At 65.7% G+C, this 20,696-nt stretch carries 17 protein-coding genes; 6 read left to right on the top strand and 11 right to left on the bottom strand.

The window, feature by feature from the left end; translation table 11 throughout:
- Nucleotides 1–4: 4 nt before the first annotated feature.
- Nucleotides 5–3,187 carry a DUF6519 domain-containing protein gene (locus AB7290_RS12335; protein WP_441253431.1) on the top strand — a complete coding sequence of 1,061 codons (3,183 nt, stop codon included), beginning with the start codon at nt 5–7 and terminating at the stop codon, nt 3,185–3,187.
- 15 nt (nt 3,188–3,202) lie between these two features.
- The gene (locus tag AB7290_RS12330; RefSeq protein WP_441253430.1) at nt 3,203–3,724 is read left to right on the top strand and encodes a hypothetical protein; all 522 of its coding nucleotides are present in this window, start codon (nt 3,203–3,205) and stop codon (nt 3,722–3,724) included.
- Nucleotides 3,725–3,751: 27 nt separating this feature from the next.
- Here AB7290_RS12330 and AB7290_RS12325 read toward each other — a convergent pair whose 3' ends face one another.
- The 8 genes from AB7290_RS12325 to AB7290_RS12290 are packed head-to-tail and all read right to left on the bottom strand — an operon-like array spanning nt 3,752 to nt 12,115.
- Nucleotides 3,752–4,471 (bottom strand): ABC transporter ATP-binding protein, encoded by a 720-nt coding sequence (locus AB7290_RS12325; RefSeq protein WP_283017245.1) that lies wholly within the window; start codon nt 4,469–4,471, stop codon nt 3,752–3,754.
- Nucleotides 4,464–5,219 carry an ABC transporter ATP-binding protein gene (locus tag AB7290_RS12320; RefSeq protein ID WP_283017246.1) on the bottom strand — a complete coding sequence of 252 codons (756 nt, stop codon included), beginning with the start codon at nt 5,217–5,219 and terminating at the stop codon, nt 4,464–4,466. Before AB7290_RS12320 ends, AB7290_RS12325 begins: the two co-directional genes overlap by 8 nt.
- Nucleotides 5,216–6,214, bottom strand: coding sequence for a branched-chain amino acid ABC transporter permease (locus tag AB7290_RS12315; protein WP_441253429.1), 999 nt, complete (start codon nt 6,212–6,214; stop codon nt 5,216–5,218). The genes AB7290_RS12320 and AB7290_RS12315 overlap by 4 nt, the downstream gene beginning before the upstream one ends.
- Nucleotides 6,211–7,086: a branched-chain amino acid ABC transporter permease gene (locus AB7290_RS12310; RefSeq protein ID WP_071911591.1), complete on the bottom strand. Its 876-nt coding sequence runs from the start codon at nt 7,084–7,086 to the stop codon at nt 6,211–6,213. The genes AB7290_RS12315 and AB7290_RS12310 overlap by 4 nt, the downstream gene beginning before the upstream one ends.
- A gap of 11 nt (nt 7,087–7,097) precedes the next feature.
- On the bottom strand, nt 7,098–8,339 hold the full coding sequence (locus AB7290_RS12305; protein ID WP_283017248.1) for an ABC transporter substrate-binding protein: 1,242 nt from the start codon (nt 8,337–8,339) through the stop codon (nt 7,098–7,100).
- 22 nt (nt 8,340–8,361) lie between these two features.
- Nucleotides 8,362–10,737, bottom strand: coding sequence for a xanthine dehydrogenase family protein molybdopterin-binding subunit (locus AB7290_RS12300; RefSeq protein ID WP_283017249.1), 2,376 nt, complete (start codon nt 10,735–10,737; stop codon nt 8,362–8,364).
- Nucleotides 10,734–11,258 carry a (2Fe-2S)-binding protein gene (locus tag AB7290_RS12295; RefSeq protein ID WP_283017250.1) on the bottom strand — a complete coding sequence of 175 codons (525 nt, stop codon included), beginning with the start codon at nt 11,256–11,258 and terminating at the stop codon, nt 10,734–10,736. Before AB7290_RS12295 ends, AB7290_RS12300 begins: the two co-directional genes overlap by 4 nt.
- Complete coding sequence (locus AB7290_RS12290; protein ID WP_283017251.1) at nt 11,255–12,115, bottom strand: FAD binding domain-containing protein; 861 nt, start codon at nt 12,113–12,115, stop codon at nt 11,255–11,257. Before AB7290_RS12290 ends, AB7290_RS12295 begins: the two co-directional genes overlap by 4 nt.
- Nucleotides 12,116–12,373: 258 nt before the next feature.
- Between AB7290_RS12290 and AB7290_RS12285 the strand changes: the two genes are divergently transcribed.
- The gene (locus AB7290_RS12285; protein WP_283017252.1) at nt 12,374–12,994 is read left to right on the top strand and encodes a TetR/AcrR family transcriptional regulator; all 621 of its coding nucleotides are present in this window, start codon (nt 12,374–12,376) and stop codon (nt 12,992–12,994) included.
- A gap of 7 nt (nt 12,995–13,001) precedes the next feature.
- Here AB7290_RS12285 and hutU read toward each other — a convergent pair whose 3' ends face one another.
- From hutU to hutI, 3 genes are read right to left on the bottom strand one after another with little or no spacing between them, the layout of a single operon-like run.
- Nucleotides 13,002–14,672, bottom strand: coding sequence for a urocanate hydratase (gene hutU / locus AB7290_RS12280; protein WP_354130734.1), 1,671 nt, complete (start codon nt 14,670–14,672; stop codon nt 13,002–13,004).
- A complete protein-coding gene (gene hutH / locus AB7290_RS12275; RefSeq protein WP_283017254.1) occupies nt 14,650–16,245 on the bottom strand; it encodes a histidine ammonia-lyase in 1,596 nt (531 codons plus the stop codon). Before hutH ends, hutU begins: the two co-directional genes overlap by 23 nt.
- Nucleotides 16,242–17,456 carry an imidazolonepropionase gene (gene hutI / locus AB7290_RS12270; protein WP_283017255.1) on the bottom strand — a complete coding sequence of 405 codons (1,215 nt, stop codon included), beginning with the start codon at nt 17,454–17,456 and terminating at the stop codon, nt 16,242–16,244. The genes hutH and hutI overlap by 4 nt, the downstream gene beginning before the upstream one ends.
- An 82-nt stretch (nt 17,457–17,538) precedes the next feature.
- Between hutI and AB7290_RS12265 the strand changes: the two genes are divergently transcribed.
- The 3 genes from AB7290_RS12265 (at nt 17,539) to AB7290_RS12255 (ending at nt 20,672) form a co-directional block, all read left to right on the top strand.
- Nucleotides 17,539–18,897: a formimidoylglutamate deiminase gene (locus AB7290_RS12265; protein ID WP_283017256.1), complete on the top strand. Its 1,359-nt coding sequence runs from the start codon at nt 17,539–17,541 to the stop codon at nt 18,895–18,897.
- Nucleotides 18,894–19,622 carry a histidine utilization repressor gene (gene hutC, locus AB7290_RS12260; RefSeq protein ID WP_354096566.1) on the top strand — a complete coding sequence of 243 codons (729 nt, stop codon included), beginning with the start codon at nt 18,894–18,896 and terminating at the stop codon, nt 19,620–19,622. Before AB7290_RS12265 ends, hutC begins: the two co-directional genes overlap by 4 nt.
- A gap of 105 nt (nt 19,623–19,727) precedes the next feature.
- Nucleotides 19,728–20,672 (top strand): ABC transporter substrate-binding protein, encoded by a 945-nt coding sequence (locus AB7290_RS12255; RefSeq protein ID WP_283017258.1) that lies wholly within the window; start codon nt 19,728–19,730, stop codon nt 20,670–20,672.
- Nucleotides 20,673–20,696 lie beyond the last annotated feature (24 nt).

Here is a 20,696-nt window from a genome sequence, read left to right as displayed (position 1 = left end):
TATCATGGGTGCCGACTTCTCACGCGTTCGTCTCGACCCGCTGCTCGACTTCGCCGGCGTGGAGCTGAAACAGGGCGCGGTGCTGCTGGACGGCGACGCCAACGAGCTGATGGCGATCCTCGATCGCAGGCTGCGTGCACTCGCCAGCGACATTCTCGACCACGATACGGTGTCCTCGACGACCCCGGATGCATTCAAGCTCGGCGTTGCCGGCAATACGCTCGAGATTGGCAAGGGGCGGCTCTATGTCGACGGTCTGCTCGCGGAGAACCACGGCCTTGCCGATCCCGGCAAGCGCCTGTTCGACGATCTCATGGCCGAGACAGTCTTCACCGACAAGTTGACCTATGAGACCCAGCCCTATCTGCCGGCCAAGGTGCGGCCGCCACTGCCGACCGCCGGCCGTCATCTCGTCTATCTCGACGTCTGGAATCGCGAGCTGACCTGGCTCGAGCGGCCGGAACTGGTCGAGATCGCCGTCGGCGTCGAGACCAGCTCGCGGCTCCAGACGGTGTGGCAGGTGCGCGTGCTCGACACTGATGCCGGCGCCAACACCAGCTGCGCGACACCCGACGAGGACATGCCGGGTTGGACCACAGTGATCGCGCCATCGACCGGCGTGCTCACGACAGGCACGTTCGACGCAGCTCCGGTGACCGACCCCTGCGAGCTGCCGCCGACCGGCGGCTTCCGCGGCCTCGAGAACCAGCTCTACCGGATCGAGATCCACGACCCCGGCCAGCCCGGCGGCACTGCGACCTTCAAATGGTCGCGCGAAAATGCCAGCGTCGGCTCGCGCGTCGCCAGCATGATCTCGGCCACCGAACTCGAGCTCGACAGTCTCGGGCGCGACGACGTGCTGCGTTTCAACACCGGCGACTGGGTCGAGATCATCGACGACCCCAGAGAGTTCTCGCAGAAGGCCGGCGAGATGCGCCGCATCACCGTCACCGAAGCGACCCGCCGCATCAGCTTCACACCGGCACTGCCGGGCCTGATGCTGCCGTCGGGATTCCCCAACAGCGATTGGCCGAAGCAGACCAATTTGCGGGTGCGCCGCTGGGATCAGAAAGGGAAGGTGTTCCGGACCGACGCCAGCGGCACGCCGGTGCAGATCGGCGACCTCGATGCCGCCGGATCGACCGGCGTGATCAAGGTGCCGGCCGCGGGCACGACCGTCCTGCTCGAGGACGGCGTCACCGTGAGCTTCGATTCGAGCGGGGCTGCGGGCTGTCGTGCCGGCGACTGGTGGGCCTTCGCCGCGCGCACAGCGGATGCCAGCGTCGAGTTGCTCGACCGCGCTCCGCCGCGCGGCATCCATCACCATTATGCACGGCTCGGCATCTGGGATGTCGGCGCCAAGAGTGTCACCGACTGCCGCCACCCGTGGCCGCCGAAAGGCGAAGGCCACGACTGTGCCTGCACGGCCTGTGTCACGGTCGAGCAGCACGAGAGCGGCAGCTTCACCATCCAGGACGCCGTCAACAAGGTGCGCGAGACCGGCGGCACCATCTGCCTCGGCCCAGGCCGCTACGTGCTCAAAGAGGCCGTGGCGATCAACCAGGCGAAATCGGTCCGCATCGCCGGCAAGGGCCCGGCGACCTTGCTGGTGGCGCCGACCGGCGCCTTCGCCATCCAGGACTCTTTTGCGATCGCAATCGAGGACCTCGCGATCCTTTCGCTCGCGCGCGATCCCACCATCGACGTCTCGACCTGCATCGGCCTCGGCCTGACCCGTCTCGCCATCGCGGCACTCGGCACCGAGAATGCACAGCTCCCGGCGGTGGTGCTGCGCGGTGTGGTTGGTGGTGCGAAGCTCGCCGAGAACGCGATCTTCGCGCCGGTTGCGATTGCGGGCGGCGCGCTCAAGGGCGTGGAGAACGGTGCCGGCTTCCTGCTGACGGCCGCGGTGACGATCGAGGAGAACGTCCTGCTGTGCCAGCGCGGCGCGATCGCCTTCGCCGACGAGGTGCTGCATCTGCTCGCCACGCGGATCGCGCACAACGAGATCATCGGCTGCACCGACACCGCCATCGCCGCGCAGGGCCTTGCGCTTCCCGGCGCCTCGCTGGCGATCGACGGCAACAGTTGCAACCTCACGGCCAACGGCATCGCCTGCGCCGCTGCGGGGCTGTGGATCGAGCGCAACCAGCTGCGCAACTGGTCGCCCGGCGACCACGTCGGCATCGGGCTGATCCCCGGCCTCGACCGCCGCAGCACCGCCACCGCGCATATCCTCGCCAACCAGATCCACGGCTTCGGCACGGCCGGAATCAAGGTGATTGCCGGGGCACAGGACCTGATCATCAAGCTCAACGCGATCGACGCCTGCGGTGCCGGGATCATGCTCGGCGGCGCGACCGACGCCGCAGCCGTCTCGATCGAGAACAACCATATCCACACCATCGAACCGGTCACCGAGAGCGAGAACGGCACCGTGGTCGGCATCGAGGTGATTCGTGCCGACAGCGCGACGATTGCGGGCAATCTGGTTCGCGCGATCGGCCTGACGGCGGTCAAGTCCGCACTGCGCGCCGGCGTCGTCACCTTCGGCGTCAACCGGCCGCGCGTGAGCGGCAACGAGATCGTCGAGGTCGCGCCCGCCAAGGGGTTTGTCGGTACCAGCGCCGGCATCATGCTGCGCGCGCCGCAGACCCAGATCGAGGTCAATCACAACAGCGTGCAGCGCGACCTCACGCCGGGCGTGGACAATTCGGACGGCAACTGGTTTGCGCTCACCACGGCGGAGGTCAATCCGAAACTGCCGTTCGGACAGGCCGGCGACAAGGTCGCGATCCGGCTCGGCGACGGGCGGATCCTCGCGCTTGGCGCCGACTATGCGTTCGTCAGGGCAAGCCTTGCCGCCAACGACACCGAGGGCGCGCGCGCCGGCATCATCGGCAACATGCTGTCCGCGCGCGGGCCCGCCCCCGCCGTTCTGGTCGTGGCCGGCCAGGAATGCCTGTTCAACGACAACCGGGTGGAATCCGGCAGCAAAAGCGTCGCCGTTTCGCTGGAGAGCGCGGTCGCTATCATCAGCACGAACCGCGTGCGTGGCGGCGAAAGCTCGATCCGCCTCACCGGCGCGCGGGCAGTGACCGTGATCGGCAACATCACCACCAGCAACATCATCATCCCCGGCGGCATTGCCAACACGCCGTGGGCGCCACTCAACGTGATCGGCTAATCCACGGAGATTTCGATGCGCACCTTCATCGTTGGAGACGAGACGAAACTCAAGGCTGTCAGCGAGAAGCTGCTGCACGCCAATCTGAGCCAGGTTCGCAGCGAGGCTGCGCTGAAAGCCTTGCAGGAGGCCAATCCGCATGCCGATCTGAACAGGCTCGCGCGCGGCACCGTGCTGTTCGTGCCGGATACGCCGGGCTTCAAGGTCAGCACCACAAGCTCCGCCACCGAGGGTCCGCTCGCAGCCTTGCACGAACTCCTGGGTGAGGCGCTCGGCCTCGCGCTCGAGGAGACAGCAGCCGGCAGCAACGCGCGGCTCGCCGATCAGGAGCAGACCGTCAAGGCCTTCGACGACGGTGCGGTGAAGAAAGCGATCGGCGACCCCAATGTGGGCGGCCAGATCCGCGAAAGCGTCAATGCCGTCAGGAAAGGCTTCGAGGCCGATCGCGAGCTTGCCGCGCGCGCGGAAAAGAACCTCACCGAGGTCGGCAAGGCCGCGATCGCAAAGCTCAACGAGCTCGGCAAGCTGCTTGGATGACCTGCTCGCGTGCGGCTCTCGGAGCCGTCACACCGCGCAATAGCGCTCCTGGATGTCCTTGTCCGCCAGCAGTGCCGCGGCGCTGCTTTGATGCACGACCTCGCCCTGGTCAATGATCACCGCCCGGTCGGCCAGCCGCAGGGCCCATTCGACATTCTGCTCGACCAGCAGCAGTGTCTTGCCCTCGTCGCGCAAGCGGCGGAACAGCACGCCCATCTCCTCGACCAGGACGGGCATGATGCCTTCCGAGGGCTCGTCGAGCAGGATCATCTTGGGTTTTGCGATGAGCGCGCGGGCGATCGCGAGCATTTGTTGCTCGCCGCCCGACAGCGTGACGCCCTCCTGATCGAGGCGTTCCTTCAGGCGCGGAAAGGTTTCGGCGATCTCGTCGATCGCGGCGCGCTCCTCGATCTCGCTTCCGGCCGCGACCAGGCCGAGCCGCAAGTTCTCGCGCACAGAGAGCCCGGGAACGATGCGGCGCTCCTCCGGCACATAGGCCAAACCGAGATGGAAGCGCTGATGAGCGCGGAGCGGCAGCAGCTCTCTGCCCGCAAAGCGCACGCGGCCGGTCGCCTTCGGCATCAGACCCATCATCGCCCGCAGCGTCGTGGTCTTGCCGGCGCCGTTGCGGCCGACGAGAGCAACCACCTCGCCCTCCTTCACGTGCAGGGAAATGCCGTGCAGGATATGGCTTGCGCCATACCAGGCGTGGAGATCATCGATTTCGAGCAGCGCGGTCTCAGCCATAGCCTTCACTCTGTCCGAGGTAAACCCGCCGGACTTCCGGGTTGCTCCTGATCTCGTCGGGCGCGCCGTCCGCCAGCAGACGGCCGTGATGCAGCACCACGACACGCTTGGACAGGCCGAGCACCATCTTCATCTTGTGCTCGACCAGCAGCACCGTGCGCTTCTCCGCGAGCCGTTCGAGCAGCGCGACCATGTCCTTGGTCTCTTCCGGCCCCATGCCGGCGGTGGGCTCGTCGAGCAGGAGCAGCTCGGGCTCGGAGACCAGCGCGATCGCGATCTCCAGCGCGCGCTGCTGGCCGTGCGAGAGGAATTTTGCTAAGTCGGCGCGCTTGCCGAGCAGTCCGACCGCCTCAAGCGCCGCATCGGCGCGCGCGTTCAGCTCCGTCAGCCGGGCGCGGTTGCGCCAGATGTCGTAGCTCACGGTCAGCGCCTGGGCTGCCACGCGCACATTCTCGTGCACGGACAAGTCCGGAAAGATGTTCGTGATCTGGTAGGAGCGCGAGATGCCCTGATGCACGAAGCGGTGCTGCGGCAGGCCGTTCAGTTCGCGTCCCCTGAAGTGCAGCGTGCCCGACGTCGGGGCCAGCGCGCCGGAGAGGATGTTGAAGAAGGTGCTCTTGCCAGCGCCGTTCGGCCCGATGATCGAGGTGAGCTGTCCCGCCGCAAAGGACACGGTAATGTCTTCGAGCGCGACGAAGCCGCCAAAACGCTTGCCGACCCCCTCGACGCGAAGCAGTTCGCCGCTCATGGCCGCGCCTTTCCGATGCCGAGCGTGTCGAGCAGCGTTCCCCAGATCCCCTTGGGCAGGAACAGCACGAACAGCGCGAAGATCGCGCCGACAAAAATCTGCCAATGCGGCGTCCAAAGCGAGATGACATCCTCCAGGATCAGGAAGCTCGCAGCCCCGACGAAGGGCCCGAAGAAGCTGCGCGCGCCGCCGAGCAGCACCATCATCACGATCATGCCCGATGTCTGGTAGTGCAAAAGGTCGAGCGGTACGATCGACAGGTGCAGCGCCAGCATGCAGCCGCCAAGCGAGGAGATCGCACCCGACAGCATGAACACGATCAGCTTGCTCCGCTCGACGTCATAGCCGCACGCCCGCGCCCGCTGCTCGTTTTCGCGGATGGCCTCGATGACGGCGCCGAACGGTGAGTTCAGGATCCGCGACTGGAACCACATCGCGAGCGCCGCGAAGGCCATCAGCACGTAATATTTGTTGACGGGGTCGAGGAAATTGACGGGGAAGCCGAACAGGCTGATGCGGTCGACGGTGAAGCCGCGCAGGCCGTTCTCGCCGCCCGTGAAGGACGAGGCCTGCAGCGCGACGTAGTAGACGAGCTGGGCCAGCGCCAGCGTCACCATGGAAAAATAGATGCCGCGGGTGCGCGTCGAGACGATGCCGATTGCGGCGGCAAGGCCGGTGCTCAGGAGGACGGCGATCGGCACCGCGGCGAACCAGGGCACGCCGTAGCGGCCGATCGCAATACCGGTGAAGTAGGCGCCCGCGCCGAAGAACGCCGCCTGCCCGAACGACAGCAGCCCGGTGTAGCCGAACAGCAGATTGTAGCCCATCACCACGACTCCGTAGATCAGGACGTTGACGGCCAGCGCCTGGGACGGCAGCAGCCATGGCAGCACGGCCAGCACCGCGATGGAGAGCAGCACGCGCTGCTCGAGAAGCCAACTAAGCCCGCTGGACGAGGGCTTGGCGACCGCTTCGCCGTTCGATGGTGACGTCACGCGGTCCTCCCTCTCACGCCGAACAGGCCTTGCGGGCGGATCAGCAGCACAATCGCCATCAGCGCGAACATGACGATGGTCGCCATTTCAGGCGCGAACAGCGCCACCAGGCTGATGGAGATGCCAACCATGAGGCCGGCGACGACCGCGCCGACGATCGAGCCGAGCCCGCCGATCACGGTCACGACGAAGGCCTCCGCCAGTACCAGCGAGCCCATCTCCGGATTGACGCTGCGCATGGGACCCGCGAGCACACCACCGAGCGCGGCAAGTCCGACGCCAAGGCCAAAAATCGCGAGCCAGACCCGGCCGATATCGACGCCGAGCACCTGCATGATGGTGGGATCGCGGGCGCCCGCGCGCACAATGAGGCCGATGCGGGTCTTCTCCAGCGTCAGCCAGAGCACCAGCAGCACCACCGCCACCAGCGCGATGACGAACAGGCGATAGCGCGGGAAGAAGCCGATGCCGAGATCGAGCACGCCGACGAGCTGCGGCGGGGTCGGAAACGGAATGCCGTCGCTGCCGAACACGATCCGCACGCCCTCGACCAGGATGTAGCTGAGGCCGAAAGTGAGCAGCAGTGGATCGTCGATCGAGCGTCCATAAAGTCTTCGGATCAGGACGAACTCGATCAGCATGCCGAACGCGCCGATCAGGATGGGAGCGAGCAGCAATCCCCACCAGAAACTGCCGGTGAGCGACGCCAGATACAGCCCCGCATAGGCTCCGATCATAAACAGCGCGCCATGGGCGAAATTGACCACCCCGAGCATGCCGAACACGATGGTCAGTCCAAGCGCAGTGATCACCAGGACCGCCCCAAGGGCGATCCCGGAAAGAAGCTGCATGATGATCAGCGACAGGTCCATCGGTTGAGGCTTCAGGTCGCGTGGCCGAGCTCGCTGCAGCTGCGCAGCATATCATCGGAGCCGGTGTCGTTGGCGAGAATCGCAAACAGGTCGTTGTCGTTCGCCATCGCGGACTTCTTCTTGGACTCCAGCACCAGCACCGACTGCACCGACTGGTGGTCGCATTTGCGGTAATGCTGCGGGCCCTTGGTCAAGTCATATTGCAGCTTCTCGAGGGCATCGACGACCTTGTCGGTGTCGGTGCCGCCGGCGGCCTGCATGGCTGCCAGCAGCGATCCGACGCCGGAATAGCCGTAGGCGCCGTAATCGGTCGGGATCGCACCGCCATTGGCGGCCTTGAACGCCGCGTTGAAAGCGGCCGCCGATTTGCTCTGCGGCTCCAGGCCCCAATAGTAATTGGCACCGCCGACCACGCCCTCGAACACGTCAGGGCCGACCGCGAGCCGCTGGTTGTGCAGGATGACGGGCACGACGATCTTCATCTGCTGCTTGACGCCGAAATCCACCGCCTGCTTGATCGCGTTAGCCTGGTCGCGGCCGAAATTGGAAATGCAGAGCACGTCCGGCCGCATCGACATCAGGCGCGGCATGAAGGTGGAATAGTCGGCCGCGCCGAACGGATGAAGAATTTCGCCGACGGTATCGGCGCCGATCGCCGTCTGCGCGCGCTTGAAGCCACGCAGCATCTCGTGACCATAGGCGTAGTCCGCAACGAGATGGGCGACCTTCATGCCCTTCTTCAGCGTCTGCCGCGCCACCGCAGCGGTCGTCATGTGCGGGTTCAGCGCCTCGTGGAACGTATACTTACTGAAATCCTTGGCCTCGTTGATGGTGTCGGACTGGCTGATCGACACGTAGATCACGCCGCGGGCACGGGTGACTTCATTGACGGCGAGCTGCACCGCGCTGGAAAGCGCGCCCACCACGGCGTGGACCTTGTCCTTCTCGATCAGCTCCAGCGTCCGGGTCGCGGCCTCGCCGGCATTGAGCTTGTCGTCACGCACCAAGAGCTCGACCTTGCGGCCGCCGATGCCGCCCTTGTCGTTGACGAGCTTGACGGCGAGCTCGGCGCATTTGACCTGATCGCGCGCCTCAGCGGCGAACGGTCCGGTCAGCGGCGTCGGGAAGCCAATGCGAATCGTCTCGTCCGCGGCGCGGCCGAGCCGCGGCATGGCGAGCAGGGCGGCGCCGGCGGAGAGGCCGGCGAGCGCAGTGCGGCGGGATATTGTCGAGGTCGAACCGGATTTGGGCATGATTTCCTCCAACTGACTTTTTTTAGAAGCGTTTCAGGGCTTTCAGGACTTTTATGGGCGTGATCGGGATCGAATTGATCGTCGCGCCGAACGGCGTGAGCGCGTCGTTGACGGCGTTGAGAACGCAGGCGGATGCCGCCGCCGTGCCGGCCTCGCCAACCCCCTTGGCGCCGAGTTCGGTGTCGGCGGTCGGCGTCTCGACATGGCCGATGACGATGTCGGGCATTTCCATCGGCATCGGAACGAGGTAGTCGGCGAGCGAGCCGTTCATGAGCTGACCTGTCTCGCTGTAGCGGCATTCCTCAAACAGCGCCGCGCCGAGCCCCTGCACGATGCCGCCGCGAAGCTGCTCGTCCACCAGCATCGGATTGATGACGCGGCCGCAATCCTCGACGATGAAGTGCTTCAGCACCTTGATGAAGCCGGTCTCGACATCGACCTCCAGCGAACAGCCCTGGATGCCGTTGGTGAAGGCGAAGGGATAGCCCTGCGGAGCGAAATGATGACTGACGGTGAGCTGCGCCTGTGTGCCGGGCGGCAAGGTGTCGGAGCGGAAATAGGCGATCCGCGCGATCTCGGAGATCGGCAACCGCTGGTTCCGGGTCACGGCGTCGACGACCTCGCCATCGATGATGTCGAGTGCCGACGGCTGCTCCTGAAGAATGAGCGCGGCAATCTCCAGAATATTGCGCTTGAGCACGCGCGTGGCCTGCAGCGCGGTCTCACCGCCGATGCCGGCGCCACGGCAGGCCCAGGTCGCGCCGCCATGCGGCGTCACCTCGGTATCTCCCGTGATGACCTTGACGTGTTCCTGCGCAAGGCCGAGCTGATCGGCCACGATCTGGCTGATGATCGCCTCGGTACCCTGCCCCTGCTCGGTGACCGAGATCAGGCAGCGGACCTCGCCCGACGGCGTCAGGCTGAGGATCGCGCCGTCCTGCGACGAGATGCGCGCGCCGCCGACGCCGTAGAAGGCCGGGCTGGGATTGGTGATCTCGACGAAGGCCGCAATGCCGATGCCGCGATAGATGCCGCGCTTGCGCAAATCGGCCTGCTCGGCGCGCAACGCCTCATAACCCATCATCTCGTGCAGGCGCTTCAGGCAGGCCTGATGCGACAGCGCCTCGAAGCGATAGCCGGTCGGCGAGGTCTGCGGATAGGCATCGTCAGCGATAACGTTCTGCGCGCGGATGACGAAGGGATCGAGGCCGACCTTGGCCGCCGCCATGTCCACCAGCCGCTCGGTGACGGCGCAGGCGATGGGATGGCCGACGGCGCGGTACTGGCTGGTCTGCACCTTGTTCTGGAAGATCACCTCCAGTGTGGCGCGATAGTTCTTGAAACGATAGGGCGCGCCGATCAGGCGGATCACCTGGTTGCCCTCGACCACGCTGGTGCGCGGATAGGTCGAGAACGCCCCGATCGCGGTCAGGTCCAGCACGTCCATCGCCAGAATCTCGCCCTTGGCATCGAGCGCCATGCGGGCGCGGACGCGATGGTCGCGGGCGTGGATGTCGGAGACGAAGGACTCGATGCGGTCGGCGACGTATTTGACGGGACGGCCGAGCAGGATCGACAGGCCGACCACCGCCATGTCCTCGTGATAGACATGCAGCTTCATCCCGAAGGAGCCGCCGATGTCGGTCGCGATCACGCGAACGCGGGCCTCGGGGATACCGTAGTGGCGCGAATAGAGATCCTGGAACTGGTAGGGCGTTTGCGTCGCGTGATGCACGGTCAGCGCACCGGCGGCGGGATCGTAGTCGGCGACGATGGCGCGAGGCTCCAGCGTCACCGCAGTGTGGCGGCCGAAGGAGAACTCCTCTTCCACCACATGCGCGGCCTGCGCAAACGCGTCGTCAACGGCGCCATTGTCGAGCTGGGCCCGGAAACAGGTGTTATTGACACTGCCCGGATTGATCAGCGGGCCACCAACCTCTCGTGCACTGTCGATATCGACCACGACAGGGAGGTCCTCATAGTCGATCTCGATCAGCTCCAGCGCATCTTCCGCAAGCGCCCGGCTCTCGGCCACGACGGCCACCACAGCCTGCCCGGCCCAGACCACGCGGTCGAGCGGCAATGGCAATTGCGGAGCCGACGTCATGCCCTTGAAGTGGTCGAGCGTGCCGGTCCAGGGCGTGCAGATCTTTGCGAGGTCCTCGCCGGTGGCAATGAGATGCACGCCTTCGAGTGCGCGCGCTTGCTCGGTATTGATGGCGACGATCTTCGCGTGCGCATGCGGACTGCGCAGGAAGGCGGCATGGAGCATACGCGGCAAGCGAAGGTCGCTGACATAGCGTCCGCGGCCGGCGAGCAGCCGCTTGGCGTTCGGGCGCGGCACGGAACGGCCGATATAGGAATTAGGGCGGTCGAGCGAGGTCAGTGGCGCGCTCATGTCGCGCCTCCATTTTCATTGCGCGCTTTGGCCACCGCGTCGATGGCGTCGACGATCGCCTCATAGCCGGTGCAGCGGCAATAATTGCCCGACAGCGCGTCGCGGATCTCGTCGCGGCTGGGCAGAGCGATCTGCGAGAGCAACTCGTGCGCATTGACCAGCATGCCCGGCGTGCAGAAGCCACATTGCAGCGCGTTGCGGCGATGGAATTCGGCCTGGAGATCGGCGATCACGCCGCTCTCGGTAAGACCTTCGATGGTATTGATCTTGGCGCCATCGGCCTGCACTGCAAAGATCAGGCAGGAGTGCACAGCGCGGCCGTCGAGCTGCACCAGGCAGGCGCCGCAGGCCCCCATCTCGCAGCCCGCATGCGTGCCGGTCAGTTCGAGCGCGTTGCGCAGGCAATCGACCAGCGTCTCGCGCGGCGCCACCTCGCAGGCGACCTTGCGGCCATTGACGACGAAGCGGACCCGCACGGTCTCGTCGGGGTCGTCCAAAAGGGTTTCGTCAAAACCGCTCATGCGCCCTCACCCAGACGTCCGAGCAGGCGGCCGAGCAGCACGCGGGCAAGATGCAGCCGCATCGCCGGCGGCACCTCGTCGCTGTCCGGCGGGGCGAGATCGCCTTCGAGCGCAGCTTGTGCGGCGGCGATACGCTCAGGATCCAGGTTCGAGCCGATCAGGGTTGCCTCAGCGCCCTTCACCCGCGTCGGTGTATTGCCGACCGAGAAGAAGGAAATGCGGATGTCGTCGATGCGTTCGGCTGTGAAAGTCGCAAGCATGCCGCACCCGACCAGAGCATAGTCCCCGCGCCGGCGCGCCAGCTCGTCGAACGCAAAACGCTGATCGGCTTTGAACAGCGGAACATAGATCGCGGTGATCAGCTCACCGGGCTGCAATGCGGTCTCGAACAGCTCGACGAAGAAGTCGTCGGCTTTCACACGCCGGCTGCCGGAAGGGCCGGCGATTTCGATCTCGGCATCGAGCGCCAGGGTCATCGCCGGGAATTCGGAGGCAGGATCGGCGAGCGCGACGCTGCCGCCAATGGTGCCGCGGTTGCGGATCGCGGGATGGGCTACAAAAGGCGCAGCAGCATGCAGCAGCGGCGCGAATTCGGCGATTAGCGGCTCGCTCAGCATCTCGCAGTGCCGCGTCAGCGCGCCGATACGCAAGTAACCGCCTTCACGCCCGACGCCGCGCAGCTCGTCAATATGGGTGATGTCGATCAGCAAGCGCGGTGCTTGCAGCCGCAGCGACAGTGCCGGTACGAGGCTCTGCCCCCCGGCGATGAAGCGCGCGTCATCGCCAGCGCGGGCATGAGCATCCAGCGCCTGGTCGATCGTCGCAGCACGAAAATAGCTGAAAGCCCTCGCCTTCACCGCCGTTTCCTCAGAGATCCGTCGGCTCATCAGCCGGGATGCCAGATTTGTAACCATCTGGTCTCAAAATCCTGACACGCCGCCGGGAGGCGGTCAACAGGAAATGACCATTTGGTCACAAATGCACCTTTAGGCTAAGAAGGCAGCCGGAGATTGCTAAACAGCGTCGAAATGGCCCGAAAAGCGCAGAAACTAGCGAAGCGACCGGTCCGGAAGCGGACGGACACAGGCAGCAAGTCCGCGCCAAAGCGCCGCAACATGCGCGCGGCCGACCGCGAGCGCGCGATCGTGGACGAGGCGATCCGCTTCTTCGCCGAGCATGGCTTCGAGGGCCAGACCCGCGAACTGGCAAAACGCATGGGCATCACGCATTCGGCGATCTATCGCCACTTCCCGAGCAAGGAGGCGCTGATCGAGCGGGTCTACCAGGAGGTCTATCTCAGCCGCTGGTCGCCCGACTGGGGGCCGATGATCCGCGACCGAACCTTACCGCTCGAGGCGCGGCTGACGCGCTTCTATCTCGACTATGTCGAACGCGTGTTCGAGTACAATTGGGTGCGGATCTTCGTCTTCTCCGGCATGAAGTCGTTCGGTATCACCGGCCGTTATCTCGACATTGTCCGCCGCGAGATCATCGAGCCCGCGGCGGCCGAGCTGCGCCACGATCTGAAGCTGCCCGACGCGAAATCCCATCCGCTTAGCGAACGCGAGACCGAGCTGTTCTGGGGCCTACACGGCCGCATCTTCTATCTCGCCATCCGCAAGTTCATCTACGAGACGCCGATCCCGCCCGATCTCGACGCGATCGTCCGCGACGCCGTCCAGACCTTCATGGACGGCGCGAAGATGACGATGCCGAAGCTTTTGGCGCGCGACTGAAGCGTAGCTACTTCGCCAGGCTCGGTAGATCGAGCCCCTTGCCGCGGGCGCAATCAATCGCGGTCTCATAGCCCGCGTCTGCGTGGCGCATGACGCCGCTGGCGGGATCATTCCACAGCACGCGCTCAATGCGCTTCGCGGCTTCCGGCGTGCCGTCGGCGACGATCACCATGCCGGCATGCTGCGAGTAGCCGATGCCGACGCCGCCGCCATGGTGCAGCGAAACCCAGGTCGCGCCGCTGGCGCAATTGAGCAGTGCGTTGAGCAGCGGCCAGTCGGACACAGCGTCCGACCCGTCCTTCATCGCCTCGGTCTCGCGGTTGGGACTCGCCACCGAGCCGCTGTCGAGATGATCGCGGCCGATCACGATCGGCGCCTTCAGTTCGCCACGTGCCACCATCTCGTTGAAGGCAAGGCCCAGGCGATCTCGGTCGCCGAGGCCGACCCAGCAGATCCGCGCCGGCAGGCCCTGGAACTTGATCCGCTCCCTGGCCATATCGAGCCAGTTGTGCAGATGCTTGTCGTCAGGCATCAGCTCCTTGACCTTGGCGTCGGTCTTGAAGATGTCCTCGGGATCGCCCGACAGCGCAGCCCAGCGGAACGGCCCGACGCCTCGGCAGAACAAGGGACGGATATAGGCGGGAACGAAGCCCGGAAAATCGAAGGCGTTCTTCAGGCCCATGTCCTGCGCCATCTGGCGGATGTTGTTGCCGTAGTCGAGCGTCGGAATGCCCTGCGCATGGAAATCCAGCATGGCCTGGACGTGCTCGACCATCGACGTCTTCGACGCACGCTCCACCGCCTTCGGATCGGCGGCGCGCTTGGTTTCCCAATCGGCGAGCGTCCAGCCCTTCGGCAAGTAGCCGTTGATCGGATCATGCGCGCTGGTCTGGTCGGTGACGATGTCGGGTTTGACGCCGCGGCGCACCAGCTCAGGGAAAATCTCCGCGGCATTGCCGAGCAAACCGACCGATATTGCCTTCTTGGTCCTCGCCGCCTCTTCCATGATCGCCAGCGCCTCGTCGAGCGTCGCGGCCTGCCGATCGAGATAGCCGGTGCGCAATCGCATCTCGATGCGGCTCGGCTGGCATTCGACCGCGAGCATCGAGGCGCCCGCCATGGTCGCGGCCAGCGGCTGCGCGCCGCCCATTCCGCCGAGACCGGCGGTGAGAATCCATCTTCCCGCGAGGCTGCCGCTATAGTGGCGCCGGCCGACCTCGACGAAGGTCTCGTAGGTACCCTGCACGATGCCCTGGCTGCCGATATAGATCCAGGAGCCCGCCGTCATCTGGCCGTACATCATCAGGCCCTTGCGATCGAGCTCGTTGAAATGGTCGAGCGTCGCCCAATGCGGCACAATGTTGGAGTTCGCGATCAGGACGCGCGGGGCATCGGCATGGGTGCGGAAGACACCGACCGGCTTGCCGGACTGAACCAGCAGCGTCTCGTCATTCTCGAGCTTGCGCAAGGCCGCCGTGATGCGGTCAAAGCTCTCCCAGTCGCGCGCGGCGCGGCCAATGCCGCCATAGACGACGAGCTCGCTCGGACGCTCCGCGACATCAGGATCGAGATTGTTCATCAGCATGCGCAGGGGCGCTTCCGTCAGCCAGCTCTTGGCGCTGATGTCGCTGCCGCGGGGGGCGCGGATGGTGCGGTCATTGTCCAGTCGGCGGTTCATGCGGAGCACCTCTTTGGTCAAGTCTCGGGAACGGATCGGTTGGAAGCGCCGCGATCGCCACGGCCGGTAGCGCATCGGCTTCGATCAACGCAGCCGCCCTGGCGAGATCGCCGGCCATGTATCGGTCGGCGGCGAGTGCGGGCACATGCTCGCGAAGCGCAGCGATGACGGCTGCGAGTGGAGCACTGGTCGCATGCGGCGCGCGCAGCGTGATGCCTTGTGCGGCGACCAGCAGCTCGATGCCGAGGATGGCGGCGAGATTATCGGCCATATCCGAGAGGCGACGCGCGGCGTGCGCGGCCATCGAGACATGGTCTTCCTGGTTGGCGCTGGTCGGTGTCGAGTCGATCGAGCAGGCAGCCGCACGCTGCTTGTTCTCGGCGTACAGTGCGGCAGCCGTGACCTCGGCGATCATGAAGCCGGAATTGATGCCGGGGTCGGGCGTCAGAAACGGCGGCAGACCGAAATTGAGCGCGGGATCGACCAGCGTCGCGATCCGCCGCTCGCTGATCGCACCGATTTCCGACAGCGCCAGCGCGATCGTATCGGCGGCAAAGGCGACCGGCTCGGCGTGGAAATTGCCGCCGGAGACGATCTCGCCGGTCTCGACCAGGACGAGCGGATTGTCGGTGACGGCGTTTGCTTCGACGATCAGCGTGCGCGCGGCCTGCGTGATCAGGTCGAGCGCAGCGCCCGCGACCTGCGGCTGGCACCGCAGGCAATAGGGATCCTGCACGCGCTCGTCACCTTCGAGATGCGACAACCTGATATCGCTGCCGTCGAGCAACGCTGTCAACGTCGCGGCGGCAGCGACCTGTCCTGCGTGACCGCGCAACGCCTGAATTTCCGGGCGGAACGGCGCCGTCGAGGCCATTGCCGCATCGACCGACAGCGCGCCGGTGACGAGCGCGGCGCGAGCCAGGCGAAACGCGCGCAGGACGCCGGAGATAGCGTAGGCGGTCGAGAACTGCGTGCCGTTGATCAGGGCGAGCCCCTCCTTGGGGCCCAGCGTCAGCGGCGCAAGTCCGGCGACGGCGAGTGCCTCACGGCCGGAGACAGTCTTGCCATCGACAATCGCCTGCCCCTCGCCGATCATCACCGCCGTCATATGCGCGAGCGGCGCAAGATCGCCGGAGGCGCCGACCGAGCCTTGCTGCGGCACCAGCGGATAGACGTCCTGCGCCAGCATGGCCCGCAACTGCTCGATCACCTCGCGACGCACGCCGGAGGCGCCGCGGCCGAGCGAGACGATCTTCAGCGCCATCATCAACCGGACGATCGGCTCCGGCGTGGCCGGGCCGACGCCGCAGCAATGCGAGACGATGAGATTGCGCTGGAGCATCGCGGTCTGGTCGGGCGGAATGCGCTTCGAGGCCAGTTTTCCAAAACCGGTATTGATGCCGTAGACCGGCGCGGCGCCATGTGCTGCCTTTGCGACGATCTCCGCCGCCGCTTCGACGCGCGGCCAGAATGACGGATCGAGTACAACAGGAGCGCCAGCGAGCACGCGCGCGAGATCGTCGAGGCTGACCGTTCCTGGATTGACGACGATCGCCGCGCCCTGTTCCGTCACTGTCCCCTCCACACCCGGCGATGCAGCGGATTGAAGCCGATGCGGTAGACGAGCTCGGCGGGCCGCTCGATGTCCCAGATCGCGAGATCGCACCACTTCCCTGCTTCCAGCGTGCCGGTCTCATTGAGCACGCCGAGCGCACGCGCGCCTTCACGGGTGACACCAGCGAGGCATTCGGCCACCGTCATCCGGAACAGCGTCGCGCCCATGTTCATCGTGAGCAGCAGCGATGTCAGCGGCGAGCTGCCGGGATTGCAGTCGGTCGCGAGCGCCATGTGGACGCCGTGCCTGCGGAACGCTTCGATCGGCGGTTTCTGCGTCTCGCGGATGAAATAGAAGGCGCCGGGCAGCAGCACGGCGACAGTTCCGGCCTTCGCCATTGCGGCGGCGCCGGCCTCGTCGGTGTGCTCGAGATGATCGACGGAGAGCGCCGAGAATTCTGCGGCCAGCGCAGCGCCGCCGAGGTTCGACAGCTGGTCGGCATGGAGCTTGACCGGCAGCCCAAGCCCCCTCGCCGTCTCGAACACCCGCGCGGTCTGCTCGGCCGAGAACGCGATACCTTCCATGAAGGCATCGACGGCATCGGCAAGACCGGCCTTTGCGACGGCCGGCAGCATCTCATGACACACGAGATCGATGTAGCGATCCTTGTCACCGCCGGCCTCCACAGGCAGCGCATGCGCCCCGAGAAAGGAGGTGCGGATCGCAACCGGCCGCTGACGGCCGAGGATGCGCGCCGCTGAGAGCTGCCGCATCTCGGTCTCGGTATCGAGGCCGTAACCGGACTTGATCTCGATGGTGGTGACGCCCTCGCCGATCAGCGCATCGAGCCGCGGCAGCGCGCTTGCAACGAGCTCGGCCTCGCTCGCCTTGCGCGTCGCGGCGACTGTCGAGACAATGCCGCCGCCGGCGCGCGCGATTTCCTCGTAGCTTGCGCCCTTCAGGCGCAGCTCGAATTCGTGCGCGCGATTGCCGCCATAGACGAGATGGGTATGGCAATCGACGAGGCCGGGCGTGATCCAACGCCCCTCGCAATCGATCCGCTTGATCGCGTCCGCATCACCAGGAAAATCCGCCGCCGCGCCCGCATAGACGATATGGCCGCCGCGCGTGGCGATCACGCCATGCTCGATCTCGCCGAGATCGGAACGGTCGGCCCGCATCGTGGCGAGCCGGGCGTTGTGCCAGATCCGGTCGAAGCGCTCTGCCATGCAATGGTCCCTTCGTGGGATGCTTGACTTATATGTCTAGACATATAATCGTGGGGCGGTTCTGTCCAGCCGGCGTGTAATCATGACCCGACTGCATTTCGCCTCCGCGCTCCTGCCTTCGGGCTGGGCCAATGACGTGCAGATGGTGATCACCGCCGGCGCGATCGCCGAGGTGACGCCGGGCGTGGCGCCGGCCGCCGGCGACGAGCGTCATGGAATTGCGCTTCCGGGGTTGGCGAGCCTGCACAGCCACGCATTCCAGCGCGGCATGGCGGGGCTGGCCGAACTGCGCGGCGATAGCACCGATACGTTCTGGACCTGGCGCGACACGATGTATCGCTTCGCGCTGACGATGACGCCGGACGATGTCGCCGCCGTTGCGACGCTGTTGTATGTCGAGATGCTCGAACAGGGCTTTACCCGCGTCGGCGAATTCCACTACCTCCACCACGATCGCGACGGCTCCCCTTATGCCGACCTCGCGGAAATGGCTGCGCGCATTGCACAGGCTGCCGAAGCTTCCGGCATTGCCCTGACGCTGCTGCCGAGTTTTTATGCGCATGGCTCCTTTGGCGGCGCAGCACCGCATGCCGGACAACGCCGCTTCATCTGCTCGGTCGATCAGTTCGCCGCGCTGATGGCTGCGTCGCGCAAGTCGATCAGCAGATTGCCGGGCGCCAATATCGGCATCGCGCCGCACAGCCTGCGAGCGGTGACGCCGGATGAGCTCGCGGCGATCATTCCGCTCGCGGATGGCGGGCCGGTGCACATCCATGCCGCCGAGCAGGTGAAGGAAGTCGAGGATTGCCTGGCCTGGTCGGGACGACGGCCGGTGCAATGGCTGCTGGAGCACGCGCCGCTCGATCAACGCTGGTGCCTCATCCACGCGACCCATACGACTGATGCGGAAGTCACCGCGTTCGCGAAGACCGGTGCTGTGGCGGGTCTCTGCCCCATCACCGAGGCCAGTCTCGGCGACGGCATCTTTCCGGCGCGCGAATTCGTCGACGCTGGGGGCGCGTTCGGTGTGGGCACCGACTCCAACGTGCTGGTCGGCGCCGCCGACGAGCTGCGTCAGCTCGAATATGGCCAGCGTCTCAAGCATCGTGAGCGCAACGTGCTCTCCGGCGGCGCAGGTCGCTCGACGGGACGTACGCTGTTCGATCACACGCTCGCCGGCGGTGCGCGCGCGCTGGCACAGGCGACGGTTGGCCTCGGGCCCGGCGCACGCGCCGACATCGTCACGCTCGACACCGCGCATCCGTCGCTCGCGGGACGTTTGCGCGACGCCGCCATCGACGGTTGGATTTTTGCCGGAGGGACCGGCGCGATCGATTGCGTCTGGGCCGGCGGCCACAAGGTCGTCGAAGGCGGACGACACAGACTGCGACAGACCGCGCGCGAGCGCTTCAACGCAGCGGTGCGGAGGCTCGTCGCATGAGCCTGGCCACCGATGCCGCCGACCAGCCGACGCTCTACAAGCGCATCCGCGCCGACATCGAGAGGCGCATCCTGACCGGCGAATGGCCGCCCGGGCATCGCATCCCGTTCGAGCACGAACTGGTCGCACGTTACGGCTGCTCGCGCATGACGGTGAACAAGGCGCTGTCGGAGCTCGCGCAGGCAGACCTGATCGAACGGCGGCGGCGCGCCGGCTCCTTCGTACGCCGGCCGCAGCATCTGTCCGCGGTGCTGAAGATCGCAGACATTCGCGCCGAGATCACCGCGCTTGGCCGCGGGTACGGCTACGAGCTGATCGGGCGCAAGCTGCGCGCGGCGACCGCCGCCGACCGCGAGCGTCTTGGCGTCAAGAAGGCCGGAAAGGTGGTTGCGATCACCTGCCGGCACAGCGCCGACAAGGTGCCGTTTGCCGTCGAGGACCGACTGATCGATCTGTCGTCCGTGCCGGATGCAGCGACGGCGGATTTCTCGCGCGAACCGCCCGGCTCGTGGCTGCTTCATCATGTCCCATGGACGGAAGCCGAGCATACGATCAGCGCCATCGTTGCGGACGATCGCACGGCGGAGGCGCTCGACATCGCCGTCGGCGCGCCTTGCCTCGTGATCGACCGCTATACTTGGCGCAGCGCGCGCACCATCACCGCGGTGCGCCTGCTCTATCCCGGTGACTCTCACCGCCTTGTCGCCCGATTCAAGGGAGGCTGAGAGAACGATGTCGGCACAAATCGTGCAACGCTTCGGGCAACGGTCTATCAGGACCGAATGATCAACAGGGACGTCAATCCATCGATCGGCAAGAGGACGACAATCATGCGTAGTTCGACAATTTTTGCGACAATCATTGCCCTCGCGGCCTCCACTCCCGTGCTCGCCGACGACGTCAAGGTCGGCGTGGGCATCTCCGGATGGACCGGCTTCGCGCCGCTCACGCTGGCGAAGGAGGCCGGCATCTTCAAGAAGAACGGTCTTGACGTGACGATCAAGAAGATCCCGCAGAAGGACCGCCACCTCGCGATCGCCTCCGGCGACGTCCAGTGCGCGGCCACGACCGTCGAGACCTGGATCTCGTGGAACGCCAATGGCGTTGCGACCAAGCAGATCTTCCAGCTCGACAAGAGCTACGGCGCCGACGGCATGGCCGTGCGCAACGATCTCGCATCGATCAAGGACCTCAAGGGCAAGACCGTCGCGGCTTCCGCGCCCGGCACCTCGCCCTATTTCGCGCTGGCCTGGATGCTCAAGAAGAACGGGCTCTCGGTGAAGGACGTCACCGTCGTGAACCTCGAGCCCGCGGCGGCCGCGCAGGCCTTCGTCTCCGGCCAGAACGATGCCGCGATGACCTACGAGCCGTATCTGTCGACGGTTCGCGCCGCGCCCGACAAGGGCAAGATCATCGCGACCACGCTCGACTATCCGATGGTCATGGACACCTTTGGCTGCACGCCGAAGTTCCTCACCGAGAACCCGAAGGCCGCCAAGGCGCTCGCCGACAGCTATTTCGAGGCGCTCGACATGATCGCCAAGGATCAGGCCAAGGCCTATGAGATCATGGGTGCCGATGTGAAGCAGACCGGCGACGCGTTCGGCAACTCGGCAAAATATCTGCGCTGGCAGGACAAGGCCGCGAACCAGAAGTTCTTTGCCGGCGATTTCCTGACCTTCAACAAGGAGGCCGCCGACCTCCTGCTCGAGATCGGCATCATCAAGGCCGCGCCGAAGGTCGAGGACCTCTTCGACGCGAGCTACATCAAGTAAACCGTTCAGGAGCTGCCGGCCCCG

Origin of the sequence: Bradyrhizobium sp. 613_E4_N2_2, assembly GCF_052075995.1 — a bacterium.
Classification (GTDB): Bacteria; Pseudomonadota; Alphaproteobacteria; order Rhizobiales; family Xanthobacteraceae; genus Bradyrhizobium; species Bradyrhizobium barranii.
This window is presented reverse-complemented; position numbering and strand designations above follow the sequence as displayed.

What these genes read in the sequence shown, in the direction of transcription:
- AB7290_RS12335 (WP_441253431.1), top strand. Translation starts at nt 5, where the DNA reads ATGGGTGCCGACTTCTCACGCGTTCGTCTCGACCCGCTGCTCGACTTC.
- AB7290_RS12330 (WP_441253430.1), top strand. Translation starts at nt 3,203, where the DNA reads ATGCGCACCTTCATCGTTGGAGACGAGACGAAACTCAAGGCTGTCAGC.
- AB7290_RS12325 (WP_283017245.1), bottom strand. Translation starts at nt 4,471, where the DNA reads ATGGCTGAGACCGCGCTGCTCGAAATCGATGATCTCCACGCCTGGTAT.
- AB7290_RS12320 (WP_283017246.1), bottom strand. Translation starts at nt 5,219, where the DNA reads ATGAGCGGCGAACTGCTTCGCGTCGAGGGGGTCGGCAAGCGTTTTGGC.
- AB7290_RS12310 (WP_071911591.1), bottom strand. Translation starts at nt 7,086, where the DNA reads ATGGACCTGTCGCTGATCATCATGCAGCTTCTTTCCGGGATCGCCCTT.
- AB7290_RS12305 (WP_283017248.1), bottom strand. Translation starts at nt 8,339, where the DNA reads ATGCCCAAATCCGGTTCGACCTCGACAATATCCCGCCGCACTGCGCTC.
- AB7290_RS12300 (WP_283017249.1), bottom strand. Translation starts at nt 10,737, where the DNA reads ATGAGCGCGCCACTGACCTCGCTCGACCGCCCTAATTCCTATATCGGC.
- AB7290_RS12295 (WP_283017250.1), bottom strand. Translation starts at nt 11,258, where the DNA reads ATGAGCGGTTTTGACGAAACCCTTTTGGACGACCCCGACGAGACCGTG.
- AB7290_RS12285 (WP_283017252.1), top strand. Translation starts at nt 12,374, where the DNA reads ATGCGCGCGGCCGACCGCGAGCGCGCGATCGTGGACGAGGCGATCCGC.
- hutU (WP_354130734.1), bottom strand. Translation starts at nt 14,672, where the DNA reads ATGAACCGCCGACTGGACAATGACCGCACCATCCGCGCCCCCCGCGGC.
- hutI (WP_283017255.1), bottom strand. Translation starts at nt 17,456, where the DNA reads ATGGCAGAGCGCTTCGACCGGATCTGGCACAACGCCCGGCTCGCCACG.
- AB7290_RS12265 (WP_283017256.1), top strand. Translation starts at nt 17,539, where the DNA reads ATGACCCGACTGCATTTCGCCTCCGCGCTCCTGCCTTCGGGCTGGGCC.
- hutC (WP_354096566.1), top strand. Translation starts at nt 18,894, where the DNA reads ATGAGCCTGGCCACCGATGCCGCCGACCAGCCGACGCTCTACAAGCGC.
- AB7290_RS12255 (WP_283017258.1), top strand. Translation starts at nt 19,728, where the DNA reads ATGCGTAGTTCGACAATTTTTGCGACAATCATTGCCCTCGCGGCCTCC.